Origin of the sequence: Sphingopyxis sp. 22461 (assembly GCF_052044915.1) — a bacterium.
Taxonomy (GTDB): Bacteria; Pseudomonadota; Alphaproteobacteria; order Sphingomonadales; family Sphingomonadaceae; genus Sphingopyxis.
In genome coordinates this window covers 1-19,278 of record NZ_JBQENY010000008.1, presented here as the reverse complement: position 1 = coordinate 19,278, position 19,278 = coordinate 1, and the positions used below count along the sequence as shown (strand labels likewise).

Here is a 19,278-nt window from a genome sequence, read left to right as displayed (position 1 = left end):
GGTGCAATAGCGAGCCGAGATATGGCATATCATGACAAAGGTTACAACATTACATTGTCATATTCTTTCGGGTTGCGGACACGGCCGATCGGGCTACATAAGTTGCGGAACGAAACCTGAAGGGGGCGCGATGTCTGAACTGGCCCGGCCGCTGAGGCTGCCTTGCGGCGCGATCCTGCCGAACCGGATCGCCAAGGCGGCGATGACCGAGGGGATGGCGACCCCCGACGGCCGCCCGACCCCCGAACTCGACCGGCTTTACGGCCTGTGGTCCGACGGCGGCGCGGGGCTGCTCATCGGCGGCAATCTGGTGATCGACCGCGATCATCTCGAGCGCCCGGGCAATGTCGTGATCGAGCGGGTGCCCGACGCCGACATGCACGAACGCCTCTCGCGCTGGGCTGCCGCGGCAACGCGCGGCGGCAATCATTTCTGGGCGCAGATCAGCCATAGCGGGCGGCAGACGCCCGCGGTGGTCAACCGTCACCCGAAATCGGCATCGGACGTGAAACTCGGGTTGCCCGGCGGGCAGTTCGGGCAGCCCGAACCGCTGACTCGCGACGAGGTCGCCGAGCTGGTGCAGCGCTGGGCGGTCGCGGCAAAGGCGTGCCAGGACGCGGGCTTCACCGGGGTGCAGGTGCACGCCGCGCACGGCTATCTGATGTCGCAGTTCCTGAGCCCGCTTTCGAACCGCCGCACCGACGATTATGGCGGCAGCCTCGAGAACCGCGCGCGCCTGCTGCTCGATGTCATCGCGGCGATCCGCGCGGCGACGGGGCCGGCCTTCCCGATCTCGGTCAAGCTCAACAGCGCCGATTTCCAGAAGGGCGGCTTCGCTTTCGAGGACAGCCTGACCGTCGCGGGGTGGCTGGAGGCCGCCAGCGTCGACCTGATCGAGATTTCGGGCGGCACCTATGAACAGCCGAAGCTGCTCGGGATCGAGGGGATGGAGGACAGCGCGCCGCAGAATGTCGCGCCGTCGACGCTCGCGCGCGAGGCCTATTTTATCGATTTCGCGCTGGCGATGCAGGCGCGCGTGTCGGTGCCGTTGATGGTCACCGGCGGCTTTCGCAGCCGCGCAGCGATGGAGCAGGCGCTCGAGCGTGGCGCGGCCGACGTGATCGGGCTCGGCCGGCCGATGTGCCTGATGGCGGACGCGCCCAAGCGCCTGCTGGCAGGCGACGAGGCATTGCCGCGATATGAGGACGGCCTCGGGCTCGTTCCCGGCTGGCTGGGCTTCCTCAAGCGCTTGCAGATGGTCAAGGCGATCGACGGCTTCGCGGGCATTTACTGGTTCTACCAGCAGCTCTGGCTGCTCGGCCACAAGGGCCGGATCGACGAAGGGCTGAGCGTCTTTTCGGCCTTCCGCACGCTCGAAGCGCGCAACAAGGCGATTATGAAGGCGCGGGCGGAGAGCTGATCCTTCCATTTTCGTCATTTCCGCGAAAGCGGGAACCCATTTGCAACGGTCGCTCGCTGGGTTCCCGCTTTCGCGGGAATGACGAGGGAGGGGCTTAAGCTCCCTCTTCGGCGCGCAACGCCTTCCGGTCCAGCTTACCGATCATCGTCTTGGGCAGGTTCAGCCGCACCTCGACCTCCTTCACCCGCTCATGCTTACCAAGCTGGGGGTTGAGCCAGGCGGCGAGCGCCTCGCCGCTCACCTGGAACCCGTCCTCCAGCGTCACGAAGGCCTTGGGCGCCTCGCCGCGATAGGCGTCGGGAACGCCGAGTACGATCGCTTCCTTGACCGCGGGATGCTCGTAGAGATGCGCCTCGATCACGCTCGGGTACACCTTGAACCCGCCGACCGCGATCATGTCCTTCAACCGGTCGACGATGCGGATATAGCCATTGGCCTCGACCACCGCGACGTCGCCGGTGCGCAGCCAGCCGTCGTCGGTGAAGCTGTCCTTGTCCGCGTCGGCGCGGTTCCAGTAACCTTGCATGATCTGCGGCCCCTTGACCGCGAGTTCGCCGGGCTCGCCGTCGGGGGCGTCCTTCGACGGATCCTCCTTGTCGAGAAGCCGAATGTGCGTCGCGGGGAGCGGCTGGCCGATCGTGCCCGGCTGGACCGGGCCTTCATAGGGATTGGTCGCGACCACGCCCGAGCTTTCGGTGAGGCCATAGCCTTCGACGAGCGAGGCACCCGTCGCCGCGGTGAATTTCTCACGCAATTCACCGGGCATCGGCGCGCCGCCCGAGATGCAGATGCGCAGTGAAGAAAAGTCGGTCTTCGCGAGATCGGGGTGATCGAGCAACGCCTGATACATCGTCGGCACGCCGGGCAGCGCGGTCGTTTTGGTGCGCGTGATCGCGTCGAGCGCCTGCTTCGCATCGAAGCGCGGCAGCATCGTGATCGAACCCCCGTTGAGCACCGTGCGGTTGAGCACGCAGGTGTTCGCGAAGACGTGGAAGAAAGGGAGAACGCCGAGGATGCGGTCCGGGGCGTCATGGTCGGGGTCGATCGCATTGACCTGCCGCGCATTGGCGGTGAGGTTCTGGTGCGTCAGCTTGGCGCCTTTTGGTGTTCCCGTCGTGCCGCCGGTATATTGGATCAGCGCGATGTCCTTTTCGGCGTCGATCGCGACGGGTTCGGGCCGGCCGTCATTGTCGGTGAGCGCCGAGAAACGGATGACGCGGGGGTCTTCGGGGAGCGCCGCGACCTCGGTCCGCTTGAACAGGCGATAGAGCACCGACTTCGCCGCGGGCAGCCCGCCCGCGACCGAGCCCACGACGAGCTGTTTGAGGCTTGAGCCGTCGAGCACCTTCAATGCAGTGGGGAGCAGCGCCGCGGCGCTGATCGTGAACAGCGTCTCGGTGCCCGAATCCTCGACCTGCGCCTCGAGCTCGGCGACCGTATAGAGCGGCGAGAAATTGACCACCGTCGCCCCGGCGGCGAGCGCGCCATAATAGGCTGCGACATAATGTGGGACGTTGGGCAGGAAGAGGCCGACGCGGCTGCCCTTGCCGATGCCCTGCAATTGCAATCCGCGTGCGACGCGGGCGGCGCCGCGCGCGACCTCGGCATAGCTGAACTGGCGGCCGAGGAAATCGAGCATCGGCGCATCGCCGCGCCGCGCGACGCTGGCGGCGAGCATGTCGGGCAGCGACAGCGGCGCAAACTCCTGGTCCCAGGCCGTGGGATGGCGATAATCGGTAGACCAGGAAAAGCGGCTGTCCATCGGGGGTTGATATCCTCTTCGAATAGGCGGGGTTCCTTACACTAGGGTCAGTAAGGTGATTTGCAACCGGGCTCGCTTGCGGCGCGCAGTCCGGACGGCTAGGCAGCGCATATTGTCTTCGCCAGGGGTTTTGTCATGCTGAAGCTGTCATCGCGCGTCGCCGCGCCGCTCGTCCTTCTCGCCTGCGCGCTCGCCGTTCCGGCTATCGCGAAGGACAAGCTGCCGACCGCAAGGCCCGCGCAGATCCAGGAGCTCTACGCCTGCCGCGACATCGCCGATCCGGCGGCGCGCCTCGCCTGTTTCGACCGCGAGGTCGGCGAGCTGTCGACCGCCGATCAGGCGCGCGAAATCACTTTCACCGACCGCGAGACCGCCAAAAAGGCGCGGCGCGGACTGTTCGGCTTTGCCTTCCCCAAGCTCGGCGGAATTTTCGGCGGCGATGAGGATGAGGTCAAGGAGATCGAAACGACGATCCGCTCGGCGAGCATCGACCGGTCGGGCAAATATACGCTGGTGATGGAAGATGACGCGGTGTGGGTGCAGATCGACACCACCCGCCTGCCGCGCCAGCCGAAGGCGGGGCAGAAAGTGAAGATCAAGGTCGCGACGATGGGCAGCTATTTTGCGTCCATCGACGGCGGCCGCACGATCCGCATGAAGCGCGACCGCTGACCGCCGCGGGCGCGCGACCGGCACCCATGACACAGCGATGACGATACAGCGATGACGGGCGGCGACGCGATCCCGCTTCCGGGGACGGGCTGTCCGCCCTTCGTCCTGCTCGACGACGCGCGCGCCGAGGGCGCGGCGGCGGCGCGATTGTTCGTCGATCCGGTCGAGGTGTTGACCGCCCATTCCGCGGCCGAGGTTCCGGCGCTGCTTTCGGCGCTCGACGCGGCGCAGGCGCGCGGACTCCATTCGGCGGGCTATCTGACGTACGAGGCGGGCAAGGCGCTCGCGCCGGCATGGCGCGGGGCGGTCGATGCCGAAACCGGCGATGCGCCGCTCGGCTGGTTCGGGTTGTTTCACCAGGTCCGGCGGATCGACGCCGACAAGGTGGCGGGCCTGCTTCCCGATCCGGCGTCGGCGTGGATCGGCAAGGTCGCGCCGCGCGTCGCGCGCGCCGACTATCTGGCCGCTGTCGAGGCCGTGCTGGGCTTCATCCGCGCCGGCGATATCTATCAGGCGAATTTCACCTTTCGCGCTGACGTTCCGGTGCGCGGCAATCCGCTTGCCATTCATGCACGGCTGCGCCGCACCGCGCGCGCGGGTTATGGCGGGGTGATCTGGACCGGCGAACAGGCGATCGTCTCGCATTCGCCTGAACTCTTCTTCGCGCTGCGGTGCGGGCAGGTGATGGCGCGGCCGATGAAGGGAACCGCGGCGCGGCTTGCCGATCCCGAGGCTGATGCTACTGCGGCGCGCGAGCTTGCCGAAGATCCCAAACAGCGCGCCGAAAATCTGATGATCGTCGACCTGATCCGCAATGACCTGTCGCGCGTCGCGGTGCCGGGGTCGGTCGCGGTGCCCGACCTGTTCCGTGTCGAAAGCTTCCCGACGATCCACCAGCTCGTCTCCGATGTCAGTGCGCGCCTGCCCGAAGGCGCCGGGGCGGTCGACGTGTTGCGCGCGGCTTTTCCGTGCGGGTCGATCACCGGGGCGCCGAAAGTGCGCGCGATGGAAATCATCGACGAGCTGGAATCGGGGGCGCGCGGGCTTTACACAGGCTCGATCGGGTTCATCGAGCCGGGGGGCGATGCGGCATTCAATGTCGCGATCCGGACGCTTTTGTTACCGCAAAGCGCCTTGCAGGACGGTCCTGCTTGCGCCACGCTGGGACTGGGCTCCGGAATCGTCGCCGACAGCGAACCGGTTGAAGAATGGCGCGAATGTCTGGCCAAGGGGGAATTTGTGGGCGCAGCGGGGGAAAGCTTCGACCTCATCGAAACGATGTTCTTCGATCCGGTCGAAGGCGTCCAGCGGATCGAAGGGCATCTGGCGCGGATGAAGGCGAGCGCCGCGGCGCTGGGCTTCGTGTTCGACCGGCACGGCGCGCGCAACGTCCTGCAATCGGCGACCTTCCGCCTGCGCAGCGCCGCGCGCGTGCGGATGCGGCTCGCGCCGTCGGGCGCGCTCGCGATCGAGGTGTCGCCGCTGCCACGGCTTGCCGAACTGCCCGTGCCCGTCGCGGTGCGGCCCGCGCCGATGGCCGCCGACGATTTCCGCCTGACGCACAAGACGAGCCTGCGTGCCGCCTATGACGGCGCGCGGCACGAGAGCGGCACGGCCGAGGTCGTCTTCGTCGACGAGCCCGGCTTCGTCACCGAGGGCAGCTGGAGCAATATCTTCGTCGAACGCGATGGCCAGCTGCTCACCCCGCCGCTCGCGCTCGGGCTGCTTCCCGGGGTGCTGCGCGCCGAACTGATCGACAAGGGGCGCGCGGTCGAATCGCACCTGCGGATCGCCGATCTGGAAAGTGGATTCTTTATCGGCAATTCGCTGCGCGGGCTGATCCCCGCACGGCTGGCGGACGCTGCGGCATCCGCGATAGGCTGACCTGCCGGCTGCATAGGTAAATTATCAAGCTGCGCGCTTGCGAATATCGGTTAGACGCTTTAGGCGCGGCCGCGCGCAATTTCCTGTCCTTTTGCAGCCCGAACCGCGCAAGCCACGGAAGATATCGTCATGTCGCTGAAGCCCCATGTCTCCGCCGCCCTCAACCGCATCCAGCCCTCGGCCACGCTCGCGATGACCGCGCGCGTGACGGCGCTGAAAGCCGCGGGCGTCGATGTGATTGGCCTCAGCGCCGGCGAGCCCGATTTCGATACGCCCGACTTCGTCAAGGAAGCGGCGATCGAGGCGATCCGCAATGGGCAGACCAAATATACGCTCGTCGACGGCACCGTGGCGCTGAAGGACGCGATCCGCGGCAAGTTCCGCCGCGACAACGGCCTCGAATTCGGGCTCGACCAGATTTCGGTCAATGTTGGCGGCAAGCACACTTTGTTCAACGCGCTGGTCGCGACGGTCGACAAGGGTGACGAGGTGATCATCCCCGCGCCCTATTGGGTGAGCTACCCCGACATCGTCGCCTTTGCGGGCGGCACGCCGGTGATCATCGAGGGCACCGCGGCGCAGAATTACAAGATCACCCCGGCGCAGCTCGATGCCGCGATCACGCCGAAGACACGCTGGGTGATGTTCAACTCGCCCTCGAACCCGTCGGGCGCCGCCTATTCGGGCGAAGAGCTCGACGCGCTTGGCGAAGTGATCCGTCGCCACCCGCATGTGATGGTGATGACCGACGATATGTACGAGCATGTCTGGTACGCCGATTTCGCCTTCACCACCTTTGCGCAGCGCTGCCCCGACCTGATCGACCGCATCCTGACGGTGAACGGCTGTTCGAAAGCCTATGCGATGACCGGCTGGCGCATCGGCTATGCCGGCGGCCCCGCATGGATCATCAAGGCGATGGGCAAGCTGCAGTCGCAGTCGACGTCGAACCCCTGCTCGATCGCGCAGGCCGCCGCCGCCGCCGCGCTCGGCGGGCCGCAGCAGTTCCTCGACGATCGCAACGCCGCATTCCGTAAGCGCCGCGACATGGTCGTCGCGATGCTCAACGACGCGCCGGGGCTCGACTGCCCCGTCCCCGACGGCGCCTTCTACGTCTATCCCGACGCGTCGGGCTGCATCGGCAAGAAGACTCCCGACGGCAAGCTGATCGACAGCGACGAGGCGCTGATCGACTATTTCCTCGACAGCGCCAAGGTCGCGGCGGTGCACGGCGGTGCCTTCGGCCTGTCGCCGGCATTCCGCGTCTCCTACGCGACCTCGGAAGCCGTTCTCAAGGAAGCGTGCGTGCGCATCCAGCAGGCGTGCGCGGCGCTCAGCTAACGCCTCCCCGGCGCAAACTATCTGCGCACGATTATTTTGTACCGATCGGTCTTGTAATCGCGGAGACGGCGACTATTTGAACCTGAACGGCGGTTAACCGCCCGGTTCACCGGATAGTAAGTCATTCCCGTTAGGGTGACTGCCATCACTGCACGGCTGGTCGGGGCGCTCCATATCGTCGGTGTAACCAAAGCGGTCAAAGCCGCGAATCGACAAGATATGAAAAGAGGCCCATATGCTCTCCATGCTCCGCTCCGACTGGTTCCTGACCATGCTCGCTGGCTTCGCGATTGGCGCGACTTACATCGTGCTCAATCAGCCGGCACTGCCGATCCCGGTGTGACGCTGCTCCGGCGCAGCCTTTCGCTTCGCGCCGTCACGGCGCTGGTCGCAGGCGCGATCGTCGCGCAATGCACCCCGGCGCAGGCCGAAAGCGTCGTCAAGCTGCCCGCCGCGCTCGTCGATCCCGCCGTCAATGCGAAACGCGCGACCGCGGTACTCGCGGGCGGCTGTTTCTGGGGCGTCGAGGGCGTCTTTTCCAACGTCAAAGGCGTGATTTCGGTCGAATCGGGCTATCATGGCGGCAACGCCGCGACCGCAAAATATGAGCGGACCCACGACGGAAAGTCGGGCCATGCCGAGGCCGTTCGCATCGTCTATGACCCGTCGCAGGTCAGCTACGGCAGTTTGCTGCGTATCCTCTTTTCGGTGATCGCCGACCCGACGCTCAAGAATCGTCAGGGTCCCGACACGGGCCCGCAATATCGCGCCGCGATCGTGCCGCTCGACGCCAGCCAGCGCCAGGTCGCGACCGCCTATCTGTCGCAGATCGGTGGCGGCAAATATTTCGCGAAGCCGATCGTCGTGCCGGTCGAGGCGTATAAGCGCTTCTATCCCGCCGAGGCGAATCACCAGGATTTCATGCGCCTGAATCCCAAGAACGGCTATATATTGCGCTGGGACGCGCCCAAGCTCGCGGCGCTCAAGCGGCTTTACCCCGATATGGTGCGCGCAAAGCCAGCACCCTGACAATTCCGCGCGCGTAAAGCCCGAGCCCGAAATACGCCCGGTTCCGCGATTGGTCGCGGCAGAAGAATCATTCACCGCAAAACGCTGGCCCCTCCCGCGCGCCTGCGTGACGCAGGAAAAGTCCGAGAGGGGTCGGGATAATATAAAAGTCGCAAGTGCGGGGTTCGAATGAAGTTCAGGTTTTCCGGCAAGCCGCTCCTCGCCGTGTCGATGAGCGCCGCGGTGCTTGCGGGCTGCGTCAGCAGCGCCGCGATCGTTCCGCAGCCGCGCGCGCAGCCGCCAGCGGCAGTGCGCGGCCCGTCCGGTTCGGTGACGGTGCCGATCGGTCAACCGGTGCGGTCGGCGATGCCGCGTCCCGTCGGCCCCGTTGATCCGGGCTTCCGCCGCGCTCCTGCGGGCCTCAACGAGCGCATCTATGAACTGTGGCGCGCCTTCCCCGGCAAGACCGGCATCGCGGTGCAGCGCATCGACGGCGAATGGTCGCTGTCGCAGCGCGGCGGCGAGCTGTTCCCGCAGCAGAGCGTGTCGAAGCTGTGGGTGGCGCTGGCGGTGCTCGACGCGGTCGATCAGGGCCGGATGACGATGGACCAGCGCGTCCGCATCGGTCCCGAGGATTTGGTGGTCTTTCACCAGCCGCTCGCGGCGCGCGTCCGCGCCGAGGGATCGGTGACGATGAGTGTCCGCGACCTCATCGAAACCGCGATCACCCACAGCGACAATCTTGCGAACGACAGCCTGCTGCGCACCGTCGGAGGACCTGCCGCCGTGCGCGCCTTCATCGCGAAAAAGGATCTCGGCTCGATCCGCTTCGGCCCCGGTGAACGCCTGTTGCAGGCGGGGACCGCGGGGTTGACCTGGCAGCAAAGCTATTCGGTCGGCCGCAATTTCGAGAGCGCGCGCGCGGCGCTGTCGGCCGCGACGCGCCAAGCCGCGATGGACAATTATCTCGCCAATCCGGTCGACGGCGCCAGCCCCGCCGCGATCGCGAGCGCGCTGACGCGGCTCGCGCGCGGCACCTTGCTGTCGCCCGAATCGACCGAATATCTGCAAGGCGTGATGAGCCGCACGCGGAGCGGGCCGCGGCGGCTCAAGGCCGGGCTGCCACCGGGCTGGCAATTCATGCACAAGACCGGGACCGGACAGAATCTTGGCGGCATGACCGCGGGCTATAACGACATCGGTATTGCCACCGCGCCCGACGGCACCCGCTATGCGATCGTCGTGATGATGGGCACCACCTCGTCGGGTATTCCCGCGCGCATGGCCTTGATGCAGTCGGTGTCATCGGCCGTCGCCGAATATCACGGAAGGTAATCCCGATGAAGCTTGCTGCCCTGCCGCTGGCCCTGCTGGCGCTCGCGCTCGCCGGATGCGCGACGCCCGAAACGCGGCTGCGCACCGGCCTCAACAATGCCGGCCTGTCGAAGGCGATGTCGGCGTGCATGGCCGAACGCATGGTCGACCGGCTGTCGCTGGTCCAGCTTCGCCGCCTGTCGGCGCTCGGCAGTCTCAAGGACAAACGCGTCACCGACCTGTCGCTCGACCAGTTTTTCCGCAAGGTCCGCGCGCTCAAGGATCCCGAGATACTGACGGTGTCGACCAGCTCCGCCGCGCTCTGCGCGCTGCGCTAAATTCTCAATCGCCCGGAAAGCGCACGACGAGGTTCGGCGGCGGAAAGCTGTTCCGCACCGTTTCGGAGCGGTCGGCCGGCAGCCATGCTTCGCGACGGGAAAAGCTTTCGATCGTGGCATATTGCCCCAGCCGCGTAAGCGAGGTGACGACATAGGGCTGGCCCTCGGCGCCGAGGATCGACGCGCGGTCGGCGAGGTGGAAATGGAGGTGCGGCGCGCTCGCCTGCCCGGTGAAGCCGAGGAAGCCGACGACCTGCCCCGCCTTGACGCGGTCGCCGACCGCGACCGGCGCGCCCTGTTTCATATGCTCATAGGTCGCGATGCGGCCGCCGCCGATGTCGAGCATCACGAAATTGCCGCTGGCGTCGGCAATCCCGGGCCTCGGCCTGCCCGATACGGTGGCCGGGTCGGGGACATCGTCGCGCACCGCGACGACCGTACCGTCTGCGACCGCGAGCACCTCGGCGCCGAAGCCATGGTGATTCGCCGGGATATTGGCATCGCCCGACGACAATTTTCCTTTCGTGTCGACCTTCATATAGTCGATCGCGAAACGGCCGGGCAGGGTGGCCGATCCTTCGGTGGCATAGAAGACGCGGCGATGCCCGCGCTCCATGCCGGGATCATACACCGCGACCCACGGGCCGCCGCGCAGCGGCGGCGACAGGCGGGGCAGAGCAGCGGCCTCCGGCGTTGCCGTGCCGCCCGAAATTGTGAAATCACCCTCATTGGTGTCGATCTTGCTCAGCGTCAGGCTGTGCGAGATCGATCCGCGGAGATAGGCGGCGGGGACGGGCGCGCCGATATAGACGACAGCGCGGCGACCGATGGGAATGATCCGCGAATTGGCTTCGGGCGGCCCGACGAGATCGATCGCCGTGGGCAGTTCGTCCCGGCTATAGGTCTTGATCGGCGTGTCGCCTGCCTTGATCGCGAGCGCGTTCAGCTCGAGCGGATGGCTGGAAAAATTGGTGAGGTGGAGTTCATAGACGAGCTGGTCGGCGTCGCCGATCCGAACGATTTTGGGCGCCTCGACGATTTGTACATCGATCGACTGGTTCACTTGTGCCGTCGCGGCGACCGGACCGGCGAGCGTCAACCATGTCAAAACAAGAAGCTTTATCCGCATCTTCGCGTCCCTCATCCCGATCCCTCGACCGTGCCCGATTATCAACTCGGGCCCGGGGCGTCATCCGAAAGACGGACCGGCTCGCCGCAAGCCTTTGCCGGGCACAAGAATATCTGGGGCTACCCGGGGGTAGAATTGGCGCCAAACTTGTGCTTAGGCGGCGCCGATCCTCTCCCTTCACAGAGTCGAAAGGCCCGGCAGACCTCATGAACATCCACGAATATCAGGCAAAAGAACTGCTCGCGAAATTTGGCGTTGCCGTCCCCAAGGGCATTGCCGCGATGACCGTCGAGGAAGCCGTCGCCGCGGCGAAGCAGCTCCCCGGGCCGCTCTATGTCGTGAAATCGCAGATCCACGCGGGTGGCCGCGGCAAGGGCAAGTTCAAGGAACTCGGCCCCGACGCAAAGGGCGGCGTCCGCCTCGCCAAGACGATCGAGGAAGTCGAAGCGCACGCCAAGGACATGCTCGGCAACACGCTGGTGACGATCCAGACCGGCGAAGCCGGCAAGCAGGTCAACCGCCTGTACATCACCGACGGCGCCGACATTAAGCAGGAGTTCTACCTCGCTTTGCTCGTCGACCGCGCCACCAGCCGCATCGCGGTTGTCGCCTCGACCGAGGGCGGCATGGACATCGAAACCGTCGCGCACGACACGCCCGAAAAGATCCACACGATCACGATCGATCCCGCCACGGGAATCCAGCCGCACCATGGCCGCAGCGTCGCCGCGGCGCTCGGCCTGTCGGGCGATCTCGCCAAGCAGGCGGCCAAGGTGCTTGGTGGCCTCTATGCCGCCTTCCTCGGCACCGATGCCGAGCAGATCGAAATCAACCCGCTGGCTGTCTGCGAAGGCGCGAACGGCGACGAATTGCTCGTCCTCGACGCCAAGGTGGCGTTCGACGGCAATGCGATGTTCCGCCACAAGGATCTCGCCGAGCTGCGCGACCTGACCGAGGAAGATCCGGCCGAGGTCGAAGCGTCGGAATATGACCTCGCCTACATCAAGCTCGACGGCAACATCGGCTGCATGGTCAATGGCGCGGGTCTCGCGATGTCGACGATGGACATTATCAAGCTCAACGGCGAATTCCCGGCGAACTTCCTCGACGTCGGCGGCGGCGCGAGCAAGGAAAAGGTCACCGCGGCGTTCAAGATCATCCTCAAGGATCCCGCCGTAAAGGGCATCCTCGTCAACATCTTCGGCGGCATCATGAAGTGCGACATCATCGCCGAGGGCATCGTCGCCGCGGCGAAGGAAGTGAACCTCTCGGTTCCGCTCGTCGTCCGTCTCGAAGGCACCAATGTCCAGCAGGGTAAGGATATCCTCGCCAATTCGGGCCTGCCGATCGTTGCGGCCAATGATCTGGGCGATGCGGCGAAGAAAATCGTCGCAGAAGTCCGCGCGGCCTGACGCCTCGACCACCCCTCCCCACCGTGAGGGGGAGGGGTGAGGTTGACGTTTACGTAAACCGCAATTATGGCGCAGTGCACAATTTGTTGAGAGGAGCTTTGCAAGCCATGAAAATCCTCGTCCCCGTCAAGCGGGTGCTCGATTATAACGTCAAGCCGCGGGTCAAGTCCGACGGCACCGGCGTTGACCTCGCCAATGTCAAAATGTCGATGAACCCGTTCGACGAGATCGGTGTCGAAGAAGCGATTCGCCTGAAGGAAAAGGGCGTCGCGACCGAGATCATCGCGGTTTCCGTCGGCCCGGCGAAGGCGCTGGAAACGCTGCGCACCGCGCTCGCGATGGGCGCCGACCGCGCGATCCTCGTCCAGACCGACGATGCCGTCGAGCCGCTCGCGCTCGCAAAAATCTTCAAGGCGATCGCCGACGCCGAACAGCCGGGTCTCGTGATCCTCGGCAAGCAGGCGATCGACGACGACAACAACCAGACCGGCCAGATGCTCGCTGCGCTCACCGGCTGGGCGCAGGGCACCTTCGCCAGCGCGGTCAATGTCGAGGGCGATAGCGTCAATGTGACGCGCGAAGTCGACGGCGGCCTCGAAACGGTGAAGCTCAAGCTTCCCGCGATCGTCACCACCGACCTTCGTCTGAACGAGCCGCGCTACGCGTCGCTGCCGAACATCATGAAGGCGAAGTCGAAGCCGCTCGATACCAAGTCGCCCGCCGATTACGGCGTCGACACGGCGCCGCGCGTCAAGACGCTCAAGGTTTCGGAACCGCCCGTCCGCTCGGCCGGCGTCAAGGTCGCCGATGTCGATGAACTGGTTGCCAAGCTTAAAGCGCTGGGAGTGCATTCATGAAAACGCTCGTTTGGGTCGAACATGACGGCAGCGCCGTCAAGGACGCCACGCTCGCCGCGGTGACTGCCGCCGCGAAGCTTGGTGAAGTCCATCTCCTCGTCGCCGGTTCGGGCGTCGATGGCGTCGCCAAGGAAGCCGCGCAGATCGCCGGCGTCCAAAAGGTCCACGTCGCCGACAACGCCGCTTTCGGTCATAACCTGCCCGAAAATGTCGCGCCGCTCGTCGCCGACCTCATGGGGTCGCACGATGCCTTCGTCGCGCCCGCGACGACCACCGGCAAGAATATCGCGCCGCGCGTCGCCGCGCTGCTCGACGTGATGCAGATTTCGGAAATCCTGTCGGTCGAAGGTCCGAAGACCTTCACCCGCCCGATTTACGCCGGCAACGCGATCGCGACCGTCGAATCGTCGGACGCGAAGCTCGTTCTCACCGTTCGCGGCACTGCCTTTGAAAAGGCCGCGACCTCGGGCGGTTCGGGCACGGTCGAAGCCGTCTCGGCCGGCGGCGACACCGGCATCTCGAGCTTCGTCGGCGCCGAAATCGCCAAGTCGGAGCGCCCCGAGCTGACCTCGGCCAAGATCATCGTGTCGGGCGGCCGTGCGCTCGGTTCGAGCGAGAAATATGAAGAAGTCATCGTCCCGCTCGCCGACAAACTCGGCGCCGCGCTCGGTGCTTCGCGCGCTGCGGTCGATGCGGGCTATGTCCCCAACGATTATCAGGTCGGCCAGACCGGCAAGATCGTCGCACCGCAAGTCTATTTCGCGATCGGCATCTCGGGCGCGATCCAGCATCTCGCCGGCATGAAGGATTCGAAGACGATCGTCGCGATCAACAAGGACGAAGACGCCCCGATCTTCCAGGTCGCCGACTTCGGCCTCGTCGCCGATCTCTTCAACGCCGTTCCCGAGTTGACCGGCAAGATCTGATCCGCCGTGGCTGGCGATCACCCCGGCGTGCCCGGACTGGGCGACGCGCCGTTCAACGCCGGCGGGCGCCGCGCCACGCGTTCGGCGCCGCGCCCGGATGACGAAAACAGCGAAGCGATCGGGGGCGAAGAGGCTCTCGATCGCTCGTTGATATTGGCGAGCGTCGCGCGCGATGCGCGGCTCGACAAGAAATTCCTGCTGCTGATCATCCTTTCCGCGGCGATCGCGACGCTGGGCCTGTTGCAAAGCTCGACCGCGGTCGTGATCGGCGCGATGCTGGTATCGCCTTTGATGGGGCCGATCATGGGGATCGGCTTTGGTCTGGCGACCATCGAAAGCAATCTGATCCGCCGTTCGCTGGTGACGCTTGCCGCCGGGATGGCGGTCGCGATCCTCGTCGCGATGCTGATCATCTGGTTGTCGCCGATCAAGGATGTCACCCCCGAACTCCGCGCGCGAACCCAGCCGACCCTCCTCGACCTCGGCGTCGCGGTGGTCGGCGGCATCGCGGGCGTTTATGCGATCATGCGCAAGCTGTCGGGCGTCATGGTCGGCGTCGCGATCGCGACGGCGCTGGTGCCGCCGCTGTCGACGGTCGGCTTCGGGCTGGTGACAGGGCGGATGGATTTCGCGCTCGGCGCGGCGCTCCTGTTCCTGACCAACACGCTTGCTATTGCCTTTGCGGCGACGATCGTCGCGCGGCTCAATCATTTCGGGCCATCGCTCACGCGCCAGCATACGGCGGTGCAGGCCGTCGGCATCGTTGCGGCGCTCGGCATATTGTCGATCCCGCTTGCGCTGTCGCTCAACAATATCGTCCGCGAAATCGGCGCGCGCACGACCGTACAGACCGAACTCAATCGCCTGCTCGGCAAGGACGACCGCGTCGACAGCCTGAACGTCCGGGTCGAAAATGACGAAATTGCAGTCGATGGCGTCGTGCTCGTCGGTCAATATGCCGCGCAGCTGAACGCCAATCTGGCGCGGGCCGTGCGGGCCAAGGTGCAACGCGACGTGCGCGTCAGCATCGCCCAGTTGCGCCAGCAGACCAACGCCGCGGTGGAGTTCGAGGAACGGCTGAACCAGCGTATCGCGACGCTCGAGCAACGCGAAGACGACAGCCGCGAAATCCTCGCCGGCCTGACCGTCGGCGAGCTTGTCGCGCGCGAACGCGTGCTGATCGACGCGCAGGCGCGGCGCGTCGTCGTTCAGCGCGACCGCGAGGCCGAGGGCGAGCAGGTCGCCGCCGCGGTCGACCGCATCATCGCGGCGGTGCAGGCGGGCTATCCGGAATGGCTGATCCAGAACGGCAGCCTCACGGCAGTAGAGACGCCCGTGGCGGAAGCCGCCGCGACCGAATAGGCTTGCGCAGACCTATTCGGGTTGACCTGTCGCGCCCGATCCCATGTGATGCGCGCCGGAACCCGGCGGACGGCGGGCAGGGGAGAGGCGATATGCGCGGCAAGCGACTGGCGTTGGCGATGATGATGGCGAGTGCGGGTCTGGCGGCGAGCACTCCGCCGCTCCATGCACAGGCGGCGCCGCGCGAAGTGGTGACGATCGACAAGGCGCGGATCGATGCGGCGCTGAAGGCGATGATCGCCGACGGCCGCGCCGCCGGAACCTCGGCGCTGATCTGGCAGGATGGGCGCGAGGTTTATTTCGGCAGCGCCGGCATGGCCGACCGCGAAGCGAAGCGCCCGATGCGCCGCGACACCATCGCGCAAATCTATTCGATGACCAAGCCGGTTACCGGCGTCGCGCTGATGCAATTGTGGGAAGCGGGCAAGTTCCATCTCGACGATCCGCTCGCCAAATATCTTCCCGAATATGCGAATATGCGCGTCTATGCGGGCAAGGATGCCGCGGGTCAGCCGCGCTATGTCGCCGCCGATCGGCCGATCACTGTCCGCGACATCCTGCGCCACACCGCGGGTTTCGCTTATGGCGCCGGGCCGACGCCCGCACATGACGCCTATGTCGCGGCCGAACCGCTCGCACTGACAATCCCCCTTGCCGAGGCGAGCAAGCGTCTCGCGGGCGTGCCTTTGCTGTACCAGCCGGGTACTCAGTGGGAATATAGCATCGCGGTCGATGTGCAGGCGGCGCTCGTCGAGAAGCTCTCGGGCCAGCGCTTCGCCGCCTATGTCCGCGCGCATATCTTCGAACCGCTGGGGATGCGGGAGACCGCGTGGCGCCAGCCCGATGGACGGCTGCCGCGCTTTGCCGCAATGAATGTGAAGAAGGACGGCAAGCTGGTCCAGCAAGCTGCGGCCGAGGCGCAGGTGCTGAATTTCAGGGACCATGCGCTGACCCCCGGCGGCTTCGGCCTCGCCTCGACGCTCGACGATTATCAACGCTTCGCGCGCATGCTGCTGAACGAGGGGGAACTCGACGGCGCGCGCATCCTCAAACCCTCGACCGTGAAGCTGATGGCGACCGACCAGCTCGACCCGGCGATCACCGAACGCGCGTGGCTCCCCGGCAAGGGCCATGTCGGTTTTGGCTTCGACTTCGCAATGCGCAACGGCCAGCCACTGACTGCCGAAGAAAGCCGCGGCGCGACGGGCGAATATTTCTGGGACGGCATGGCATCGACCCTCTTCTGGGTCGATCCGGCGAACAGGCTGACCGCGGTCTTCTTCGTCCAGACCATCCCCTATGACGGCACGCTCCACCGCGATTTCCGCGCCGCGGTCTATGGGCCGGACTATCGGGGCCCCGCGGGCGACTAGCGCTGTCATCCTTTTGTCATCGCGATGCCCTTGAGCGGCGCGAGGAGTTTTCTTCGATGTCTCAACCCGACAAACGCACCCTGCTCGCCGAAGGCCTTGCGGCCGGCGATGACGATAGCGCGCTGCACGCGCGCCTTGCCGCCGCGGGCGTGTCGGCGGCGGCGGCGAAATATGAGGTCGACCGGCTGGCGAAGGATCCGATGGCCGCGATGCTGCGGCGCCAGGCGGCGCGGATGGCGAAGCAGGGCTGGCTGCTCGCCAATCAGGAGCGGCTGGCGCGTGAGGCTAAAGGCGGCTTCGCGCTCGACACGCTGGCTGCGCCCGATGCCGGGCATTTCTATCGCCACTATTATGAGGTCAACCGGCCCGCGAAGCTGACGGGTATCGTCGATCATTGGCCGGCGCTGACGCGCTGGTCGCTCGACCATTTCGCCGCGGCCGGGGGCGATGCCGTCGTCGAGGCGCAGGTCGAGCGCGAGCGCGACCCCGACTATGAACTGGCGAAGGACGATCATCGCCGCCTCGTCCGTTTCGGCGAACTGATCGACTGGCTCCGCAAGGACGAGGCGAGCAATGACGTCTATCTCACCGCCTACAACAGCGGCACCAACGCCGCCGCGCTCGCTCCCTTGTGGGACGATCTGGCGCCGATCGCGCTGCTCGACGATACGCGCCCGCGCGATGGTTTCTTCTGGCTCGGGCCCAGGGGCACGCTCACCCCCTGGCATCACGACCTCACCAACAATCTGCTCGTGCAGGTGATCGGGCGCAAGCATGTGCGGATGGCGCCGCCATGGGCGTTCGCGCGGATGCGCAACAGCCGCCACTGCTTCTCCGACTGGGGCAATGAGGCGCTGCCCGCCGGCCATGGCGATTCGGCCGTACCACCGGTGCTCGATACAGTCATCGGCCCGGGCGAGGCCATCTTCCTGCCCGTCGGCTGGTGGCATCAGATCGAAGCGCTCGATCTCTCCGCCAGCATGAGTTTTACGAGCTTTCGCCGGCCCAATGTCCATGTTGAAGACTATGTGTCGTGGGGCGCCTTGTAACATTCCTGTGAATTTGGAACTCCTTGAGGCAGCATTTTTTCTTTCTTGATCGCCGGCTATCCTGACGCGATTGTCGGCTTGCGCTCGCTCCGCTTAGTCCGCACCATCGCGGCATGACCTCGCTTCCTGACTTTCTCCCAGCGTTGATGACCCGCGTTGCGGGTGCTGGCGTTTTGTCGGGCCTGACGCGTTTGTCGGGCGGCGCGAACATGGAGAGCTTTGCGTTCGATTGGGCGAGGGAGGCCTATGTCCTGCGCCGCGCGCCGTCGGCGGATTATATGGCGGACCGTCCGTTCGGGCATGTCGACGAGGCGGCGCTGGTGATGGCGGCACATGATGCGGGGGTGAAGGCGCCCGAGGTTGTGGGCGTGCTTACGGACGCCGACGGCCTAGGCACGGGCTATGTGATGCGGCGGGTGCTGGCGGAGGTGTCGCCGGCGAAGATATTGGCGGGTCCGCCGCCGTCGCTGCTGGAGGATCTCGGCCGCGAGCTGGCGCGCATCCACAGCATCCCGCTGGACCGCGTGCCCGCTGCGATCCCGCTGATGGACACGGCGACGGCGCTGGCGGAGCTGCGCGCGCGCTTCCTGTCGTACGGCGGCGACCGCCCGGTGATCGCGTTGGCGATCAGATGGTGCGAGGAGCATCTGCCCGCGCCCGCCGATCCGGTGCTCGTCCATGGTGATTATCGCATGGGCAATGTCATGGTCGATGCGGACGGGCTGGCGGCGGTGCTCGACTGGGAGCTGGCGCACCGCGGCGATGCGCATGAGGACCTCGCGTTCGGCTGCATGACGGTGTGGCGCTTCGGCGCGCTCGATAAACCGGCGTTCGGGGTCGGCAGCCTCGAGGAGTATTTTGCGGCCTATGAGGCGGCGGGCGGGGTGACGGTCGACAGGGGCCGCTTCCGCTTCTGGCTGATCTATCGCACCTTGTGGTGGGCGCTCGGCTGCCTGCAGATGGGGCAGATGTGGCGGAGCGGCGCCGACCGGACGGTCGAGCGCGTCGTCATCGGCCGGCGCACGGCGGAGCAGGAGCTCGATCTGGTGTGCCTGCTCGAAGACGAGGCGCCCGAGGCCGAGCGGGCGCGGGACTTGCCACCGTCGAAGCCGGTCGTACCGGAACCCGCTGGCGAGCCAACGAACCGCGAGATCGTGCAGGCGGTGCGCGACTGGATCGAAGGATCGATCAAGCCGCAGGCTGAGGGGCACGCCAAGTTCGAGGCGGTGGTCGCGATGAACGCGCTCGGCATCGTGCTGCGCGACCTCGATGCCGGGGTGCGCGCCGAGGATGCCGAGCTTGCTGCCGCGCTGCTGTCGGGAACCACGACGCTCGCCGAGCCGGGCCTGCTCGCGAAGCTGCGCCGCGCCGTGCTCGACAAATGCGCGATCGACAGCCCCAAATATGCCGCGCTCGCTGCGGCGCGCGCCG

General features: G+C 66.0%; 16 protein-coding genes. 14 read left to right on the top strand and 2 right to left on the bottom strand.

The annotated features are described in order from the left end of the window. The first annotated feature begins 130 nt into the window (after window positions 1–130). A complete protein-coding gene (locus ACTJI5_RS14170; protein ID WP_440860777.1) occupies window positions 131–1,420 on the top strand; it encodes an NADH:flavin oxidoreductase/NADH oxidase family protein in 1,290 nt (429 codons plus the stop codon). 94 nt (window positions 1,421–1,514) lie between these two features. On the opposite strand, the gene ACTJI5_RS14165 is transcribed toward ACTJI5_RS14170, so the two are convergent. Beyond that, entirely contained in the window at window positions 1,515–3,182 is a 1,668-nt protein-coding gene (locus tag ACTJI5_RS14165) for an AMP-binding protein (protein ID WP_440860776.1), read from the bottom strand. 135 nt (window positions 3,183–3,317) lie between these two features. Here ACTJI5_RS14165 and ACTJI5_RS14160 point away from each other — a divergent pair, with 135 nt between their 5' ends. From ACTJI5_RS14160 to ACTJI5_RS14135, 6 genes are all read left to right on the top strand, one after another. Next, entirely contained in the window at window positions 3,318–3,854 is a 537-nt protein-coding gene (locus tag ACTJI5_RS14160) for a hypothetical protein (protein ID WP_440860775.1), read from the top strand. A gap of 51 nt (window positions 3,855–3,905) precedes the next feature. Then, a complete protein-coding gene (pabB, locus tag ACTJI5_RS14155; protein WP_440860774.1) occupies window positions 3,906–5,738 on the top strand; it encodes an aminodeoxychorismate synthase component I in 1,833 nt (610 codons plus the stop codon). Between the two features lie 129 nt (window positions 5,739–5,867). After that, a complete protein-coding gene (locus tag ACTJI5_RS14150) occupies window positions 5,868–7,079 on the top strand; it encodes a pyridoxal phosphate-dependent aminotransferase (RefSeq protein ID WP_310257373.1) in 1,212 nt (403 codons plus the stop codon). A gap of 339 nt (window positions 7,080–7,418) precedes the next feature. Further along, window positions 7,419–8,108 carry a peptide-methionine (S)-S-oxide reductase MsrA gene (msrA, locus tag ACTJI5_RS14145; protein WP_440860773.1) on the top strand — a complete coding sequence of 230 codons (690 nt, stop codon included), beginning with the start codon at window positions 7,419–7,421 and terminating at the stop codon, window positions 8,106–8,108. A gap of 168 nt (window positions 8,109–8,276) precedes the next feature. Further along, window positions 8,277–9,422: a serine hydrolase gene (locus ACTJI5_RS14140; RefSeq protein ID WP_440860772.1), complete on the top strand. Its 1,146-nt coding sequence runs from the start codon at window positions 8,277–8,279 to the stop codon at window positions 9,420–9,422. A gap of 5 nt (window positions 9,423–9,427) precedes the next feature. Further along, a complete protein-coding gene (locus ACTJI5_RS14135) occupies window positions 9,428–9,739 on the top strand; it encodes a hypothetical protein (protein ID WP_058539936.1) in 312 nt (103 codons plus the stop codon). Between the two features lie 4 nt (window positions 9,740–9,743). Here the strand turns inward: ACTJI5_RS14135 and ACTJI5_RS14130 are convergent, their stop codons facing one another. Then, window positions 9,744–10,868: a M23 family metallopeptidase gene (locus ACTJI5_RS14130; RefSeq protein WP_440860771.1), complete on the bottom strand. Its 1,125-nt coding sequence runs from the start codon at window positions 10,866–10,868 to the stop codon at window positions 9,744–9,746. A gap of 206 nt (window positions 10,869–11,074) precedes the next feature. On the opposite strand from ACTJI5_RS14130, the gene sucC reads away from it, so the two are divergent. The 7 genes from sucC to ACTJI5_RS14095 all read left to right on the top strand — a co-directional run. Beyond that, the gene (gene sucC / locus ACTJI5_RS14125; RefSeq protein WP_058539938.1) at window positions 11,075–12,280 is read left to right on the top strand and encodes an ADP-forming succinate--CoA ligase subunit beta; all 1,206 of its coding nucleotides are present in this window, start codon (window positions 11,075–11,077) and stop codon (window positions 12,278–12,280) included. Window positions 12,281–12,387: 107 nt separating this feature from the next. Beyond that, on the top strand, window positions 12,388–13,137 hold the full coding sequence (locus tag ACTJI5_RS14120; RefSeq protein WP_440860770.1) for an electron transfer flavoprotein subunit beta/FixA family protein: 750 nt from the start codon (window positions 12,388–12,390) through the stop codon (window positions 13,135–13,137). Then, the gene (locus ACTJI5_RS14115) at window positions 13,134–14,063 is read left to right on the top strand and encodes an electron transfer flavoprotein subunit alpha/FixB family protein (RefSeq protein ID WP_439512433.1); all 930 of its coding nucleotides are present in this window, start codon (window positions 13,134–13,136) and stop codon (window positions 14,061–14,063) included. Before ACTJI5_RS14120 ends, ACTJI5_RS14115 begins: the two co-directional genes overlap by 4 nt. A 6-nt stretch (window positions 14,064–14,069) precedes the next feature. Continuing rightward, on the top strand, window positions 14,070–15,425 hold the full coding sequence (locus ACTJI5_RS14110) for a DUF389 domain-containing protein (RefSeq protein ID WP_440860769.1): 1,356 nt from the start codon (window positions 14,070–14,072) through the stop codon (window positions 15,423–15,425). Between the two features lie 92 nt (window positions 15,426–15,517). Further along, window positions 15,518–16,798, top strand: coding sequence for a serine hydrolase domain-containing protein (locus ACTJI5_RS14105; protein ID WP_440860768.1), 1,281 nt, complete (start codon window positions 15,518–15,520; stop codon window positions 16,796–16,798). Window positions 16,799–16,854: 56 nt separating this feature from the next. Continuing rightward, window positions 16,855–17,847: a cupin-like domain-containing protein gene (locus ACTJI5_RS14100; protein WP_440860767.1), complete on the top strand. Its 993-nt coding sequence runs from the start codon at window positions 16,855–16,857 to the stop codon at window positions 17,845–17,847. Between the two features lie 113 nt (window positions 17,848–17,960). Further along, the coding region (locus ACTJI5_RS14095; protein WP_440860766.1) for a phosphotransferase at window positions 17,961–19,278 on the top strand (1,318 nt) is incomplete at its 3' end.

Coding starts and splice junctions, on each gene's coding strand:
- ACTJI5_RS14100 (WP_440860767.1), top strand. CDS start 16,855: ATGTCTCAACCCGACAAACGCACCCTGCTCGCCGAAGGCCTTGCGGCC.
- ACTJI5_RS14150 (WP_310257373.1), top strand. CDS start 5,868: ATGTCGCTGAAGCCCCATGTCTCCGCCGCCCTCAACCGCATCCAGCCC.
- ACTJI5_RS14115 (WP_439512433.1), top strand. CDS start 13,134: ATGAAAACGCTCGTTTGGGTCGAACATGACGGCAGCGCCGTCAAGGAC.
- sucC (WP_058539938.1), top strand. CDS start 11,075: ATGAACATCCACGAATATCAGGCAAAAGAACTGCTCGCGAAATTTGGC.
- ACTJI5_RS14140 (WP_440860772.1), top strand. CDS start 8,277: ATGAAGTTCAGGTTTTCCGGCAAGCCGCTCCTCGCCGTGTCGATGAGC.
- ACTJI5_RS14135 (WP_058539936.1), top strand. CDS start 9,428: ATGAAGCTTGCTGCCCTGCCGCTGGCCCTGCTGGCGCTCGCGCTCGCC.
- pabB (WP_440860774.1), top strand. CDS start 3,906: ATGACGGGCGGCGACGCGATCCCGCTTCCGGGGACGGGCTGTCCGCCC.
- ACTJI5_RS14130 (WP_440860771.1), bottom strand. CDS start 10,868: ATGCGGATAAAGCTTCTTGTTTTGACATGGTTGACGCTCGCCGGTCCG.
- ACTJI5_RS14170 (WP_440860777.1), top strand. CDS start 131: ATGTCTGAACTGGCCCGGCCGCTGAGGCTGCCTTGCGGCGCGATCCTG.
- ACTJI5_RS14105 (WP_440860768.1), top strand. CDS start 15,518: ATGCGCGGCAAGCGACTGGCGTTGGCGATGATGATGGCGAGTGCGGGT.
- ACTJI5_RS14160 (WP_440860775.1), top strand. CDS start 3,318: ATGCTGAAGCTGTCATCGCGCGTCGCCGCGCCGCTCGTCCTTCTCGCC.
- ACTJI5_RS14165 (WP_440860776.1), bottom strand. CDS start 3,182: ATGGACAGCCGCTTTTCCTGGTCTACCGATTATCGCCATCCCACGGCC.
- ACTJI5_RS14120 (WP_440860770.1), top strand. CDS start 12,388: ATGAAAATCCTCGTCCCCGTCAAGCGGGTGCTCGATTATAACGTCAAG.